This is a genomic window from Bacillus sp. JJ1566, from assembly GCF_036962685.1.
GTDB lineage: Bacteria > Bacillota > Bacilli > Bacillales > Bacillaceae_L > Ferdinandcohnia.
The window spans coordinates 45,389-60,242 of record NZ_JBALOP010000044.1; the positions used below are offsets into that span (position 1 = coordinate 45,389).

16 protein-coding genes are annotated in these 14,854 nt (G+C 37.2%); 8 read left to right on the top strand and 8 right to left on the bottom strand.

Annotated elements, in window-relative coordinates:
* Window positions 1-55: 55 nt before the first annotated feature.
* The 4 genes from V7112_RS17040 to V7112_RS17055 all read left to right on the top strand — a co-directional run bounded on the left by V7112_RS17040 (window position 56) and on the right by V7112_RS17055 (window position 4,575).
* Window positions 56-1,579: a spore germination protein gene (locus tag V7112_RS17040; protein WP_335421970.1), complete on the top strand. Its 1,524-nt coding sequence runs from the start codon at window positions 56-58 to the stop codon at window positions 1,577-1,579.
* 27 nt (window positions 1,580-1,606) lie between these two features.
* Window positions 1,607-2,698: a Ger(x)C family spore germination protein gene (locus V7112_RS17045; RefSeq protein ID WP_335421972.1), complete on the top strand. Its 1,092-nt coding sequence runs from the start codon at window positions 1,607-1,609 to the stop codon at window positions 2,696-2,698.
* 20 nt (window positions 2,699-2,718) lie between these two features.
* On the top strand, window positions 2,719-3,819 hold the full coding sequence (locus tag V7112_RS17050) for a GerAB/ArcD/ProY family transporter (protein WP_335421974.1): 1,101 nt from the start codon (window positions 2,719-2,721) through the stop codon (window positions 3,817-3,819).
* A 141-nt stretch (window positions 3,820-3,960) separates the two neighbouring features.
* Entirely contained in the window at window positions 3,961-4,575 is a 615-nt protein-coding gene (locus tag V7112_RS17055; protein ID WP_335421976.1) for a PH domain-containing protein, read from the top strand.
* A gap of 106 nt (window positions 4,576-4,681) precedes the next feature.
* Here the strand turns inward: V7112_RS17055 and V7112_RS17060 are convergent, their stop codons facing one another.
* Window positions 4,682-5,218, bottom strand: coding sequence for a ribonuclease H-like YkuK family protein (locus V7112_RS17060; RefSeq protein ID WP_335421979.1), 537 nt, complete (start codon window positions 5,216-5,218; stop codon window positions 4,682-4,684).
* A gap of 220 nt (window positions 5,219-5,438) precedes the next feature.
* Here V7112_RS17060 and V7112_RS17065 point away from each other — a divergent pair, with 220 nt between their 5' ends.
* The 4 genes from V7112_RS17065 to V7112_RS17080 are packed head-to-tail and all read left to right on the top strand — an operon-like array spanning window position 5,439 to window position 8,377.
* Window positions 5,439-6,209, top strand: coding sequence for an SseB family protein (locus V7112_RS17065; protein WP_335421981.1), 771 nt, complete (start codon window positions 5,439-5,441; stop codon window positions 6,207-6,209).
* 21 nt (window positions 6,210-6,230) lie between these two features.
* Window positions 6,231-7,517, top strand: a complete 1,287-nt coding sequence (locus V7112_RS17070; RefSeq protein WP_335421983.1) for a hypothetical protein — start codon at window positions 6,231-6,233, stop codon at window positions 7,515-7,517.
* Between the two features lie 10 nt (window positions 7,518-7,527).
* On the top strand, window positions 7,528-7,860 hold the full coding sequence (locus V7112_RS17075; protein WP_335421985.1) for a hypothetical protein: 333 nt from the start codon (window positions 7,528-7,530) through the stop codon (window positions 7,858-7,860).
* Window positions 7,861-7,906: 46 nt separating this feature from the next.
* Entirely contained in the window at window positions 7,907-8,377 is a 471-nt protein-coding gene (locus tag V7112_RS17080; RefSeq protein WP_335421987.1) for a hypothetical protein, read from the top strand.
* A 397-nt stretch (window positions 8,378-8,774) separates the two neighbouring features.
* On the opposite strand, the gene mnhG is transcribed toward V7112_RS17080, so the two are convergent.
* The 7 genes from mnhG to V7112_RS17115 all read right to left on the bottom strand — a co-directional run bounded on the left by mnhG (window position 8,775) and on the right by V7112_RS17115 (window position 14,605).
* A complete protein-coding gene (gene mnhG, locus V7112_RS17085) occupies window positions 8,775-9,152 on the bottom strand; it encodes a monovalent cation/H(+) antiporter subunit G (protein ID WP_335421989.1) in 378 nt (125 codons plus the stop codon).
* Window positions 9,127-9,414 carry a Na(+)/H(+) antiporter subunit F1 gene (locus V7112_RS17090; protein WP_335421991.1) on the bottom strand — a complete coding sequence of 96 codons (288 nt, stop codon included), beginning with the start codon at window positions 9,412-9,414 and terminating at the stop codon, window positions 9,127-9,129. The genes mnhG and V7112_RS17090 overlap by 26 nt, the downstream gene beginning before the upstream one ends.
* Window positions 9,414-9,890: a Na+/H+ antiporter subunit E gene (locus V7112_RS17095; RefSeq protein WP_335421994.1), complete on the bottom strand. Its 477-nt coding sequence runs from the start codon at window positions 9,888-9,890 to the stop codon at window positions 9,414-9,416. The genes V7112_RS17090 and V7112_RS17095 overlap by 1 nt, the downstream gene beginning before the upstream one ends.
* 67 nt (window positions 9,891-9,957) lie before the next feature.
* The gene (locus tag V7112_RS17100) at window positions 9,958-11,448 is read right to left on the bottom strand and encodes a Na+/H+ antiporter subunit D (RefSeq protein WP_335421995.1); all 1,491 of its coding nucleotides are present in this window, start codon (window positions 11,446-11,448) and stop codon (window positions 9,958-9,960) included.
* Entirely contained in the window at window positions 11,441-11,779 is a 339-nt protein-coding gene (locus tag V7112_RS17105; protein WP_335421997.1) for a Na(+)/H(+) antiporter subunit C, read from the bottom strand. Before V7112_RS17105 ends, V7112_RS17100 begins: the two co-directional genes overlap by 8 nt.
* Window positions 11,779-12,204: a Na(+)/H(+) antiporter subunit B gene (locus V7112_RS17110; RefSeq protein ID WP_335421999.1), complete on the bottom strand. Its 426-nt coding sequence runs from the start codon at window positions 12,202-12,204 to the stop codon at window positions 11,779-11,781. The genes V7112_RS17105 and V7112_RS17110 overlap by 1 nt, the downstream gene beginning before the upstream one ends.
* Window positions 12,188-14,605: a Na+/H+ antiporter subunit A gene (locus V7112_RS17115; protein ID WP_335422001.1), complete on the bottom strand. Its 2,418-nt coding sequence runs from the start codon at window positions 14,603-14,605 to the stop codon at window positions 12,188-12,190. The genes V7112_RS17110 and V7112_RS17115 overlap by 17 nt, the downstream gene beginning before the upstream one ends.
* Window positions 14,606-14,854: the final 249 nt, after the last annotated feature.

A 14,854-nucleotide genomic window follows, 5' to 3' on the forward strand; every position in this document is an offset into this window, starting at 1 on the left:
GTTAAATACTATTCAGAAAGATTTAGCAACTATTAGTATGGGGTTGGGTGGAGGTATGTTTTGGAAAAAGAAAGATATCAAACAGTCCATTACAAATTATGAAACTGTTGAAAAAACGATAGAAGAAGTATTTGATAAGGCAAAAAAATCAAGTGACTTTTTAACAATCACACCAATTGAGAACAACGAAAATATTTTATTTAGTTATTTTAAATCATTAACTGATAGCAAGACTCTACAGCAGTCTTTATTACCGAATTTAAAAGAGAAGGCTGCAGACATAAAAGAACTATCTGATTTAAAAAATATCATTCCAATAGAAGGTTTTAAAATTTCAAAGGATCCAAAGGATATAGAAAATGCCTTTCATACAGGGTCAGTTGCTATCTATTTTAAAAACCAAATGGATCAATTTGCTCTATTTAGTGTTGGTAACGCAAGATTAGGCCAACGGGAAACAAACGATACACAAAACGAATTTAGCGTGATTGGACCAAAGGTCGGATTCATTGAAGATATTGAGACAAATCTTCATATGCTAAGAGAACACCTTGATACGCCGGACCTTATTTTTGAAGAAATGATGGTCGGGACTAGGTCCAGGATAAAAGTTGTACTTGCATACGTAGATGGAATTACGAATCCTGAGTATATCCATACTGCAAAACAGAGGATTAATGATCTCGATATTGATACAGTATTTGATAATACTCAGCTTGAACAATTGATTTCCGATCATTCAACATCACCGTTTCCTTTGTTTGTTTCTACCGAAAGAGTAGACAGGACAGTCGGAGCCCTTTTATTAGGACAAGTTGTACTGATTAGTGACAAATCCTCCTATGCCTTAATTGCACCAGTAAACCTTATGGACTTTTTTTCAAACCCAGAGGATTTTTATCTTCCAAACATTGTTGCATCTTTTTTTAAATTGATTCGGATTTTTGGAATGATGTTTTCAATCTTTGCCTCATCCTTTTATGTAGCAATATTAACTTACCATTTCGAGGTTATACCAAAGGATCTACTTGGCCCTATCATTCACTCAAGAGCCAATGTTCCGTTCCCTCCCGTTCTTGAAGTTTTATTTTTGGAAGTAACCATTGATCTTCTCAGGGAAGCAGGAGCACGTCTACCTACAAAAATTGGACAAACATTAGGAATTGTTGGGGGAATTGTTATTGGCCAGGCGACGGTCGATGCAGCACTCACCAGTAATATTTTATTGATCATTGTTGCTCTATCAGCCTTAGCTTCATTTACAACACCTATTTATAAAATGTCAAATGCTGTACGGTTATTGCGATACCCGTTTATCATTTTTGCGGCAATTTGGGGAGGCTTAGGTATCTATGTAGGAATTCTTTTTTTAATCGGACATTTGACTCGACTTAAATCATTAGGAATTCCGTATATGATTCCGCTTTATCCATATCGAAAAGGCTGGGCACTTGGTTCCTTCATACGACCTAATTTTAAAAAACTTGATAGACGACCTGCGTTCTTAAGACCTTTAAGTAACAAACGTTACACCTCAGCTAAAGACAAAGATTCAGAAGATGGACTGAACTCAGAATAAAATTAAATTAAAGGAAGCAGAGATGATATGGGTATACGAAGAAAGAATTTACTATTTGTTTTACTATTTGTTTGTCTGGTGAGTCTAGTAGGCTGTTCAAGAATGAAGATTGTCGATAAATTGAGCATTGTTCACGTGTTTGGGTTTGATATTGATGATAACGGAAAAGTGGTTGGAACCGCCCTTTATCCTGAATATACCAAAGGCAAAGGAAGTAATGAAATTCATTATTTGCAAGAGAAAACAAATACAGTTGCCCTGTTAGCACCTAGGATGGCGACTCATACGAGTACCCCAGTTGAGTTAGCCAAAATAAGGGTCCTAGTAATTGGAAACGAATATGCAAAGGCTGGAATTGGCGATGTGGTCGAGCGTCTTCTTGTCCAACCGCAAATTGCAACTAATATACAGATTGCTGTTTCTACCCATTCCGCTAATGAAACGCTAAACACCCTAAAAAAACAAGGTGAACTAACGTTAGCTGATCAACTCAAACAAAATATGACTGGACAATTACTCCCAATGATGAACCTTCATGTCTTCTTAAATCATTTTTATGGTCAAGGTATGGATTCATATGTTCCTATGCTTAGTATCGACGAGAACGATAGGTTAGAGGTCGATAAAGTCGGTATTTTTAGGGATGATAAATTGAAGCTTCACTTAAATGCAAAAGAAACCTTTATTTTCTCAGTTCTAGAAGATTTTCGTACACAAGCAACTTATGAAATAAACCTTGATGGGAACAATCGAAAAGAAGTCATACTAATACGAGCATTTCGAAATAAAAGAGATTGGGAATGGGTAAAGAATGAAGAACAATTGAATCTTACTTTAAATCTCATCTGGACCATTACACAACGTCCAATTCGTTATAATTTAGAAAATCCAGACGATATTGAGGCATTAAAGAAATTAATTGTAAAAAACGTTAAAAAAGAAATTGACGACTTATTAAACAAATTCAAAGAAGAAGGTGTCGATCCATTAGGTATTGGTAATATTGTTCGGTCACAGGACAGAGATTGGGATGAAGCATCTTTTTATGAAAAATACCCTTCAATCCCTGTTAATATTGAGATGAATTTAGAAATCATTCATTCTGGCCTTCAAGGCTAGCTAGACTAGGATGGTCAATTATGAACAGTAAGATTAGCGAAAATAAGCTGGTTTCTCCATATTTCCTGTTCTTTCTCATTCAGGCTTCTCAAACAGGAATCACTGTATTAAAGTATCAAAGAAATATCATAAAAGGAGCTGGAAATGAGGCATGGATATCCATACTGGTAACAGGCTTAAGTCTTCATCTTTTATTTTTTATGATGCTATTTATCTTGAAGCAGTCCAGTGCAGGTGATATTCTTTCTTTTCATAAGGATTTATTAGGAAAGAAACTAGGTGGGGCATTAAATATACTTTTGGCATGCTATTTTTGTCTAGCCAGCATATCTGTTTTATATTCTTATATTGATGCCCTCCAAATTTGGGTGTTCGATGGCATTGCTAGTTGGGAGTATGCTGTTCTTCTGTGTTGCCTCGTTTTTTATCTTGTCTCAGGCGGATTTCGAGTCATAACTGGAGTTGCATTTTGGGGTGTCGTTATTCCATCATTCTTACTGCTTTCCTTTTTTTACTTACTTGGCTTTTTGGAGGTTTCATACGCTTTCCCCCTATTCAATCATAGTTTAAAGGACCATTTTATATCTGCTAAAGAAGCCCTTCCATTATTTTTAGGATTTGAAACAGCTCTTGTTTATTTTCCCTTTATAAAAAATGGAAAAAAAGCAAGCAAATGGGGTCATTTTGCTTTATTGTTTACAACGATCTTGTATACTCTAATAACGCTTGTCACTTTTATGTTCTTTGCTCAAGGCAAACTACATCATTTAACATGGCCAACCTTAACGATGATTAAAATCATTCAATTTCCTTTCATAGAGCGGTTTGAATTTATTTTTATCTTCACCTGGCTCTTAGTCATTATGCCTGTTATTTGTATCTATCTATGGGCAGCCATTCGAGCGATTAAAATCACTCTTCCGAAGGTAAAACCTACTTATATTCTGTTTTTTTTACTAGCCATTTTTGTCTATATAAATAGCGAACTAACTGACATTTATTACACCCACCTTATTCAAAAAATGGTTTTAATAAGTGGTGCAGCTTTCCTTTTTGGGTATATCCCGTTGCTCTTTCTAATCAGCTTAGTTAGAAGTAAACTAAAAAAGGCTTCAAAATGAGTGCCATTTCTGGCACTTTTTTAAATTATTTTTTTGAAATAAGAGAAACTGTATTACTCAAAACTTAGGTTATAATCTTATAAATAAAACGATATAATTAATTCGGGATACTTATGTTTTTTAAATGAAGGGGGAATTTCATTGCTTAAAAAATTTGCTGCAGATGCGCTAGGTTTATCGGATATCGGTAAAATAATTGGCCCTGAGGACTATGACAAAACGGATGCAGATGATTACATACGTCATGAGGATAATGAGAAAATCTACTTTTTAATTAAAACAAAGGCTGATGAGTATTGCTTTACAAATATTGCCTTCATCCATGTTGACGGTGCCAATGCTGTTTCTTCTAAAAGATTATTAAAGCGCTACCCATATTCACAGCATAAAATCACAAATGTATTTCTTGAAACTGCTGGCAGAGTTGACTTAGATATCGAGATTAAATTCAATCTAGGAAATCAAGCCTTTAGTATTGATGTAGATAAAAGACAGCTTGATAAATTAAATGATTTATATAAAGCACTCGTTTATATATCCGAGATCATCCATGAAAATAACGTCATGTACGATATGGCGATCAATAGCTTAGATAAAGCGGTAACCGTCTTACATAATTCAAGAACATCAGAAATTCAGCTTTCTGAAGAATACAAACAATTAACAGAATACAGCTTCTCTTGGCTCTCATCCGCACGAGATCAATACCACAAAAAAGACTTTGGCGAAGTATTCGAAAAGTATATTAATAACTAAAAATATAAAAATCGGTGCCTGATTCCCAGCGAGTTTACTAGTTCACTGGGTGCCAGGCACCGATTCCGTTTTACCTTGTTAGCTGGGCTACAAGCCTCTAACGGTTTTATTTGGTGTAACGGTTTGCGTAGCATGAGGCCACGAATGCATTTGGTTTTATTTTCGGCTCCACACCAATCGCTTCCATACGTGTTACCATTTCCTTCACAAATTCACGTGTTTTGTTTCGATTCCCTGCCCCGATATCAATATGCCCCTCCATTGTGAATGAGGCTCCATCGTAAAGATGTGGCAGCACAATATCAATGAGTTGATTTTTCTTTTCCTCTGTAAATAATGAAACAATTTCCTCCGATAATGATAATTCATAGGAAATGCGCTCGTGCAAATGCTCCATTCTTCTTGGAACAACCACTTTTCGAATACATGCCCACACACCTTTTCCTTCATTCAGTATCACAACACCTGTAATAAAGGTGGTTTGCCTTGGATGCACTTGTGAATCTGTACCAATGATGAGTCTAAATTTCCCACTTGGCTCAGATTGTATGAACTCTAAAATATGTTCAAAAACCCGCTCAAATGACATTCGTTTTTCCATTAGATTTTTAAATAAGAAGTGATTGTTTGAATTGTTTTTCATAAATTCAGATCACAACTTTCCCGGTCCTTTTCTGACCTGCTTTTATACATTTTATGACCGGAAATTAGATAATGTGTGCTAAATAATGATTTGGTACAAAAATTGGATGTCCACGATTACAAAACACGCCTTTTTTCCTAGTACTTTATTACCTATTTTTACCTTTACCTAAACTGTATAATATTACCATAAACCTAAATTGGAGCGTGCATGGAACAAAATGAAAATTCAATCCATTGACCCATTTGATTCGATTCTCTCAGATGCCATAAGTAATCCGATGAAGCGTTATTATTTTTACAAAGCTTTACTGGATTTAGAGTTAGTCGCAATTGGCACTGTTTCCTCGGATAGCAGAAACAGTGAGCCTTCTCTGAATCTCAAATACTTTGAAATGAATAATGAGCTGGTGCTCCCTGTATACTCAAGCGTCGAGAAATTCAACTCAATTTATAAAGGAAAATATAAATATATTAAAATAACAACTCGTCTACTCCTACAATTAATTGACCTAGAAACCCCTTGGATCCTAAATCCTGGTTTTGATATAAGTAAGAAGATCATCCAAGAAGAACTTGAAACCTTACGTGACGAAAGAATTCTTCATTACTTTTTTGAGGAGTTAGCACTCGAGGAAAAACAGAATTTCCTAACAAGCCAGATGACAGAAATCCCTCATTCCGTCCTTGAGGAAATTTCCGATAAACTTAAAAACTTTCCTACTATAAAAAATGCTTATTTTACACATCTATATAATCCCGCTAAATCAAGCAATCCAATCCCTGTAATTGGACTTAATGTAGACCAAGAAGCGGAAAATTCGGAAAAACTTTTATCACATGTATTTGAAGTAGTGAATGAAAATACCGAGCAGCGAATAGAGATTCTGATTCTTCTTGAAAATCTACCACTAACAAATTCAATCATTGACGGGACCGAGCCCTTTTATATTCGAGCAACAATTGATGATTTAAAGTCCATGTTCCGATAGCTTTAGAAAGGAGGTTACGACTTGGCTCAAATTGATATAAAGGTGAATAGTGTTCGTTCATCAAACAGTAGACTAAAAGGAATCACTTCTGATTTGACAGATACACAGAGTCGAATATCCAGTACACGCCATGCGATTGACAGTAAAATCACAATTAGGCAAGGGATTGGTGCAAACCTAAGTAATTTGACATCCTCCATCCATGATTTAGAAAAACGTCTTAACCAACTACATAGTTTTGTTGATAATAGTATTTCACGATATGAACTAGCTGATAAACAAGTAAACTCCAATTCGCAAAAATTAACCGAGCCACCCAAAAAATCATTTTGGGAGTCAGTTGGAAAATTTTTTGGGGTCGTGGGCAACTCCGTAAAAGGATTTGCAACTGGACTCTGGGACGTAGGGGTAGCCACTGTTGAAGGAATCTGGAACATCATCACTCACCCAGTTGAAACCTGGAATGGTCTTGTGCATGTTGTAACACACCCTGTCGAAACCGCAAAAGGAGTATGGGATGCAATCAAAACATCATGGAACGATGATGTTATCAATGGCGATGCCGAAAGCCGTGGGAATTGGTTCGGCCGAGCCTTCGGAGAAATTGCCCTAGCAGTTGTAGGTACAAAAGGTATTGATAAAGCGGTAAAATTGACTAAGGGAGCAAAAGTTGTTGATGAGGTTGGTGGGGTTAAGGTTGAAAGAATAAATGCGGTTGAAGAGGTTGCAGCTTCAAAGATAGATTCTACTAGAAATTCTTCGAAAATTGATGATATAAAAGAAACGACTTCACAAAGTAACCCGTTCGACAAGAATAACCCAAGTGCAAGTGTTCAAACACCTCAAAATTACACATATAATATGATTGAAAACCCAGGACCGCTCGCTGAAATTAGAGGGAATCCAGCAGCGAACTTCTTTGGAGGAAAGTATAACACCGAAATATTAGAAGCAGATACTATTCTTTATCGTTCCGGTAAAAGAGGGGGATTAACAATCCCTGGTCAAGAAAAAAATGCACTTGGTCAATGGTTTACGAGAGAGGCAGCAGATTCGGCAATAAAGGTACGTATAGACTCGGCGGTTAAAGCACAATGGATTGATCCCAAAACTGGTGCACTTACAGGTATTTCTCCAATTGAATCAACTTATGCAATCAGAATACCAAAAGGAACAACCATATATGAAGGTCCAGTTGGATACCAAGGTGGACCTTACCTTGGTGGGGAGGATAGTATTCAAATTTTTATAAAAGAACCTTGGAAAATAAAAGGAATTAACGTAATTAGTGAAACACCAATTAAATAGGAGGAATCAAATGATGTCCGTTAAAAATATACTTAATACTTCACAACATATTTTCAAAGAATTAAATGAAATTATTGAACAAAACAATAACGGGGAATTCAACTATCACATATCCGAAATAAAATACGCGATTCAACTAATCAATAACTGTATTGAAAACGATTATGCAGACTCTATAGATGTAATAAATGAACTCAAAAACATTCAGCAAAAAATTTATCCCCCAAGAGGAGGTCTATCGGATTTTTTCATCTGGAAATCCGATTATGAAGAAAGAATAAAAGCTAATGAGCCATTTGAAAAACTTTCGGATGAACTCTGGCAATTACTGCAACAAGATTAATACCTAAAAAATTTATTTAGTTAGGAGTATTCACGAGAACAAAGTTATGAGCCAATATTCAATTTATCAAAATAAAATCTACCAAGTAAGTATTCATGGTCAAGTAATTCATTTAATTAGTTCAAAAAAAGAAAACGGCTTTCATGAACTTATTGATATAGTAGGAAACAAGCACGATGACATTTTTATTAAAGAGGTTTCTTTGGATGATGTTGAACTAGTTTATGAGTTAAAAATTAACGCAGTTTATTGTGGTAAGGAATTCGAAACATATGGAGTAGATTCTTCTAATTTGGAAAAAAAATACATTCTATTATTTAGCATGGAGTTTGAAGATGTAAATGACTACGGCTTCAGAAAACACGAGCAATTTGTATACCAAAAGCAAGTTGCACTTGATGACATTGATGCACTAGTTGAAATTAAAAAGCCAATCCTAAAGTGGGAGAACAAGCCTGAAACAAAGATAACAATTCCCAACAATTTGATTCGGGAATATTTAAGTAAATTGTGTTAGCTGGCGGAGTTTTGGAAGTGGATTACAGTGAATGTGGTATAAAATCACAATTTCGAAAGTCAATCTGAAGAAGAGGCATGAAATAATTATAAATATATTCTGGAATTATTGAAATAAGGTAAGAGATATCATGCTGGATTTATGAAGGACATTTCGGCTTCAATTTCACTCCGCTTTGTCCTTCATCGGGGTTATGAAGGACATTTCGGCCTCAAATCCAATCCGTTTTGTCCTTCATCGGGCTTATGAAGGACATTTCGGCTTCGATTTCGATCCGTTTTGTCCTTCATTGGGCTTATGAAGGACATTTCAGATTCAATTTCAATCCGTTTTGTCCTTCATCAAACACTGCCAAATAACACCCCACCTAGAACCATGAGAACCGTCCCTCTGGTCCCTACTGCTCTCTCTCTCCTTCAATTTCGATGATCCCCTTCAAGTCGTCCTGGACGCTTTGTGGAGCGAGGGGAACCTTGGATCGGTAAGCGGAGCGCATGATGACGTGCGCGGAAACTGGGGCAGTCAAAAATACAAAGAAGATTCCTAGAAATAAGCGAATGCTAAATGTACCTTCCATTATGAAAAATAGAAATGTTCCTACTAAGATAAACAGAACTCCCATCGTCGAGCTCTTGGATGCTGCATGGGCACGAGAGTATACATCTGGTAACCGAATCAGTCCAACAGCACTTAAAAAACTAAAGATGGTCCCTACCAAAATCGATAATACTGCAAGAAGTTCTACTACCTCAATCGGATTGTTTACGTCGCTCAATGACAACACCTCTTTCAATAAATCTCGCAAAGGCGATTGTGCCAACGAAGGATAGAATTCCGATCAATAAAATTACTTCAAAAAAACCGGTATTTCTTAAAAACACAGAAAAAATCGCAACTCCCGAAATGATATTGATCCCTAGCACATCAAGTGCCTGAACACGGTCAGAGGCTGACGGCCCCTTCACTAAGCGATAAATCGTAGCAAAAATAGAAAATGTAAGAAAACCCAATGAAATCATTAAAATTGTTTTAATCATTAGCGCGTCACCCTCTTTATCGCCTCTTCGAATTTTGCTGTTGAACGTAACACAGCATCACTTGATTCAGGGATATCCATGGCATGGATATAAAACTTTTTCTCGTCGTGTGAAACTTCAACCACAACCGACCCAGGAGTTAATGTTAATAACATCGCAAGCAAGGTTATTTCCAAGTCCCCTTCCAGCTCCGTCTCTAGGGTAAAAATGCCCGGAGTAATATTAATCTTCGGTCTCATAACCTGCTTTACAACTAAAACACTAGAAGTAAATAACTCATGTATAAAGACAAAAAATAACTTTATGATGGCAAGTAAAGTCACCAAATAAAATTGATGAGGAAAATACCTTCGCAGTATAAATAGCACGATTAAACCAAACAAATATCCACTAAAAAAGGTTAGAACGGTCCAGCTATCCTGGAGAAACATCCAAATAAAACCGATCATCAAATTGATTAGAACCTGCATGGGCATTGATACCACCCCTTCCTATATAGAAATGCCACGTGAATCTTTGAATTGCTTACGTTGCTTCCAAACTCTACTCACTAAAAGCACTACCTAAAACTGCATCAATATAGATGCTCGGATTCATAATGACTTCAACAGCAAGGTCAACATACTCACTAATCCCTTGTGCCCCTACTCCAAGAGCAATTGTCAAAGCGGTAAGAATGCCCATCGGAAGTAGCATACCTTTTAATGACTTTGTTTCACTTTCTTCAGGTACGTCAGTGTAACCCCAAAATCCGTTCATAAAGATTTTCATAATCGAGTACAGAACCATTAAGCTAGTCAACAAGCCAATTCCACCTAGCCAGAAATAACCGGAAGCGAATGTGCCTTCTGTGATAAAGATCTTTCCTAAGAACCCGCTTAAAGGAGGTATTCCTGATAGCGACAAAGCGGCAATGAAAAACATCCAGCCGAATTTTGGCTGTAGCCGCATGACCCCGCTGAATTCTTTTAAATTACTAGTCCCAGTAAAATAAATAAGCGTTCCGCCTAATAGAAAAATAAGTGCTTTCACGATCATATCGTGGATTAAATAATAGATCGAACCCGTAATCCCTTCTGCTGTAAGCGAGGCGATACCAGCTAAAATAAAACCAACGCCAACGACCACATTGTAGGTAATGATTCTTTTTATATCCCAATAAGCAACGGCCCCGAACGCTCCAAGCAGCATCGTAGCGGCTGCTAAAATACCGATTAATAAATGCGTCACCTCTGGCTCGTGATAGAACAGAAGCGTGAATACTCTCATAATCGAATAAATTCCTACCTTTGTTAAAAGCGCTGCAAATATAGCTGCAATCGCTGTTGGCGGGGCACTGTATGAGCCTGGCAGCCAAAAGAATAAAAACAGACCTGCCTTTAAACTAAAGACGATTAAAAATAAAATCGCAACAGTCGTCATGACGCCATCCTGTCCAACCTCAGCAATGCGAACAGATAGATGAGCCATATTCAGTGTACCTGTCAATGCATATAAATAGGCAACTGCCACTAAAAATAAAAATGAAGAAATCAAGTTCACTAAGATATATTTGATTGATTCACGCAGTTGGCCTTTCGTACCACCTAACGAAATCAGGACATATGATGAAACAAGCATGACTTCAAAACAAACGAACAGGTTAAAAATATCACCTGTCAGGAAGGAACCATTCACACCAGTAATTAAAAATAAAAAGAGCGGATAAAAATAAAATAACTCTCTATCCTCTCCGATTGTTTTAAAGGCATAAACTAGACAACAAAATGCTACAACACTTGTGACCATAACTAAGATTACAGCTAACATGTCTGCAACCATACTTACACCAAATGGAGCTTCCCAGCCCCCTAATTGAAGAACTTGAATACCATCTATTTTAATTCGATGCATGAGCATCAAAGAAATCACAAATATACTGATGACCGCAACAAGACTAACCACTCTGTGCAGCTTTATATTTTTTCGAAATATCACCAAAATCATCCCCACAATTAGAGGAATGATTATTGGAAAAATGACTAAATTACCCATCGCTTTTACCTCTCAAGCTTCTAGTATCGTCCGTGCCTAACACCTTATACGCACGGTAGCTTAGTACTAAAAATAAGGCTGTTGTTGCAAAGTTAATGACAATTGCTGTTAAAAGAAGTGCCTGTGGCAATGAATCAACATAGGATAAGCCCTTTATTCCCAGCAAGGGAGGTCCACCTTTTTCAAGTCCTCCCATTGTAATTATGAGTAAGTTCACACCATGACCGAGGATAGATGTTCCTAAAATGATTCGTAATAGAGTTTTTGTTAAAATGAGATAAATCCCGATTGCAAATAAGATTCCTACTAGAATAGACATTAAAGTTTCCATTATCGATCATCACCTATACTCATAATAATTGTGAGCGATGTTCCAATGACTGCCAAGGCGACACCTACGTCAAATAAAACCGCTGAAGCGATCTCTGTTTCCCCGAAAACAGGAATCTCAATATATCCAAAGGTTTGTGTTAAAAACGGAGCACCAAAAAGCATGCTGCCAAACCCTGTTCCAACTGCGATTAATACCCCAATTGCTGCAACCACTTTAAAATCGAGGGGCAGATTTTTACGAACCGTTTCAATATCAAAGGTAAGGAACAGAAGAACCAATCCCGCCGAAAATGTTAAGCCTCCAATGAAACCACCGCCAGGATGGTGGTGACCGGAAACAAACAGGTTGATTGCAAATGTAAAAATGATGATAACTGCAACCTTTGTTACACTTCTTATAATGACATCATTCGGCTCCTTCATCTGATCCCTCCTTTGCTAAACGTAGCTTGATTAATGAATAAACACCAAGGCCGGCAATACTTAAAACCAGAATCTCTAGCATCGTATCAATCCCACGGAAATCAACAAGAATTGAATTGACGATGTTTTTTGCACCTGCAAGTTCATACGCATTTTCATAGTAGCCTGAAATCGAATCAAACAGTCGATTTCCATTTACCGATAACGCTACTATTGTCACTACCGCCCCCGCCCCAATGGAGATAATCGCATTTGTTAGCTTAAATGGGATTCGAGTTACTTCCTTGCGCAGCTGTGGTAAGTGATAAAAACATAATAGGAAAAGTGCTGTTGTCACAGTTTCTACAACTAGTTGAGTCAGCGCTAAGTCAGGAGCTCGGAATAGTACAAAGAAGAACGCAACCAAAAATCCAAGTGCCCCTACCGCAACGATGGACGAAATTCTCGTTTTTGAAAATAATACAGAAACAGCCGAAACCACCGCCGCAATCATAATGGCAATTTCAAAAAGTGTAACCGGGTTATCATTTGAAGAATCAACGGAAACCCCATCAAATAACCAGATGGATCCACCGACAGTTAGAATCATGAAGCCAAAAATATAAACAAGATAATCTCGAATAAAACCTGTCATGTAAAAGTTTGTAATGGAAGCAGAAATCTGCTCCATTTTATCTAAAACAAGATTGTATAGATTGTTTATCGTTATTGACTGTGGGTAGGTATTATAAACTCGGTACCATTTTCTTAAATTGAGATAAAGAATCGTCCCAAGAAGAACTACTCCGATTGTCATCCATAGTTCTGGACTCAAAAAACCATGCCAGGCTTCGATTTTAAGTTCCAACACTTCTGCCTCTGTGAGAACTGGCAATACGGATATGAGCGCCGGCTTTAATAAATAGGTTGCAAGGAGATTCGGGAAAAAGAAACCGATAATCACAAGCGAACCTAAAATAATCGGTGAAATCAGCATACCTAGAGGTGCTTCATGGACAACTCGATCATTATCAAGCTTATATTTCCCTCTAAACGTTTTAAATACAAGAATCATACAATAGATGAACGTAAATACACTTGCAACCCATGCAACAGCAGGAACGAGAACCCCTATCGTCCCCATGTGAAAGAAGTCCATTCTCGCAGCATTATTAACTGCTGCAAAAAACATTTCCTTACTTAAAAAGCCATTAAATGGAGGCAGTCCTGCCATTGAAAAGCCGCCTATTACTGTAAGCGTAAAGGAAATAGGCATAAGATGGATGAGTCCGCCGAGTCTTCGAATATCACGTGTCCCCGTTTCATGGTCAATGATCCCCACTACCATAAAGAGACTTCCCTTAAAGGTTGAATGGTTAACTAAATGAAAAATGGCTGCAAAGATGGCCGTTCCATAAATCACAGTCTCGTCTCCCAATCCGAAATACATGGCAGCAGAGCCAAGACCTAAAAGACTCATTATTAACCCTAATTGACTAATTGTTGAATAGGCCAATAGTGCTTTTAAATCGGTCTGGCGCACGGCATTGACTGACCCGTAAAGCAATGTAATTAATCCGACACCAGTGACAAGCCAAAACCAGACATTAGAACCCCCAAAAATAGGCGTTAAGCGTGCAACCAAATAAATGCCGGCCTTTACCATAGTGGCTGAGTGCAAATATGCACTTATAGGTGTTGGAGCTTCCATCGCATCGGGTAGCCAAATGCTAAACGGAAACTGTGCGGATTTTGTAAAAGCACCGAGTAAAATTAAGACCATTGCTGGTATGAATAAGGCACTTGAGTTAATCGCATCAACATTCAGCAGCATTTCACGAATGCTGTAGGTTCCTGAACTACTTGAAATCATAATTAGACCAGCAAGCATCGCTAAACCGCCAAAAATCGTAATCAACATTGATTTTTGTGCACCATAGCGTGATTTTTCCCGCTCATACCAATAAGCAATTAATAAAAAAGATGACACACTTGTCGTTTCCCAAAATACATATAAAACAAATACATTATCGGAGAACACTAAACCGAGCATCGCTCCCATAAACATCAGTAAATATACGTAAAAGTTATGGAGTTCTTCACGTTCCTTTGATAAATAAAAAATGGAATATAAGATGACGAGTGCACCTATACCTGTTATTAACAAACCAAAAATTAAACCTAAACCATCGATATACGTTGTGAAATTGATATCATAGGAAGGCATCCAAGGAATGCTAGTGATGATGGTATTCCCGTTTGCAATAGTGGGAATAAATGTTATAAGATAAGAAAATATCAGAAGTGGCACGAAGAAAACGAACCAGCCTGTATGAATGCGCGGGGTAAACTTTTTATATAATATAGGAACAAACACGGCAAAAATAAATGGCAGCATGATTAAAAAATGGAACCAATACAATGGAATCCCCTCCTTAAAAACGGATATTTTTTACAAATCTGCTTAATGGATTGACTCATTTTGTAGCATGCGATATAGTCATACATAGTTTATAAATATAAGAACAATTTTTTTTACTTTTAACTTATTTCAGCAGGAGTTTTAACCCTTCAGAAATAGGTTATGCCTCAGGCGGATGCCTCGATTTTTCAAAGGAATATTTTCGAGCAGGTAAGATTAAAGACTAAAAGCGCCATTTCCTGTGGCAAC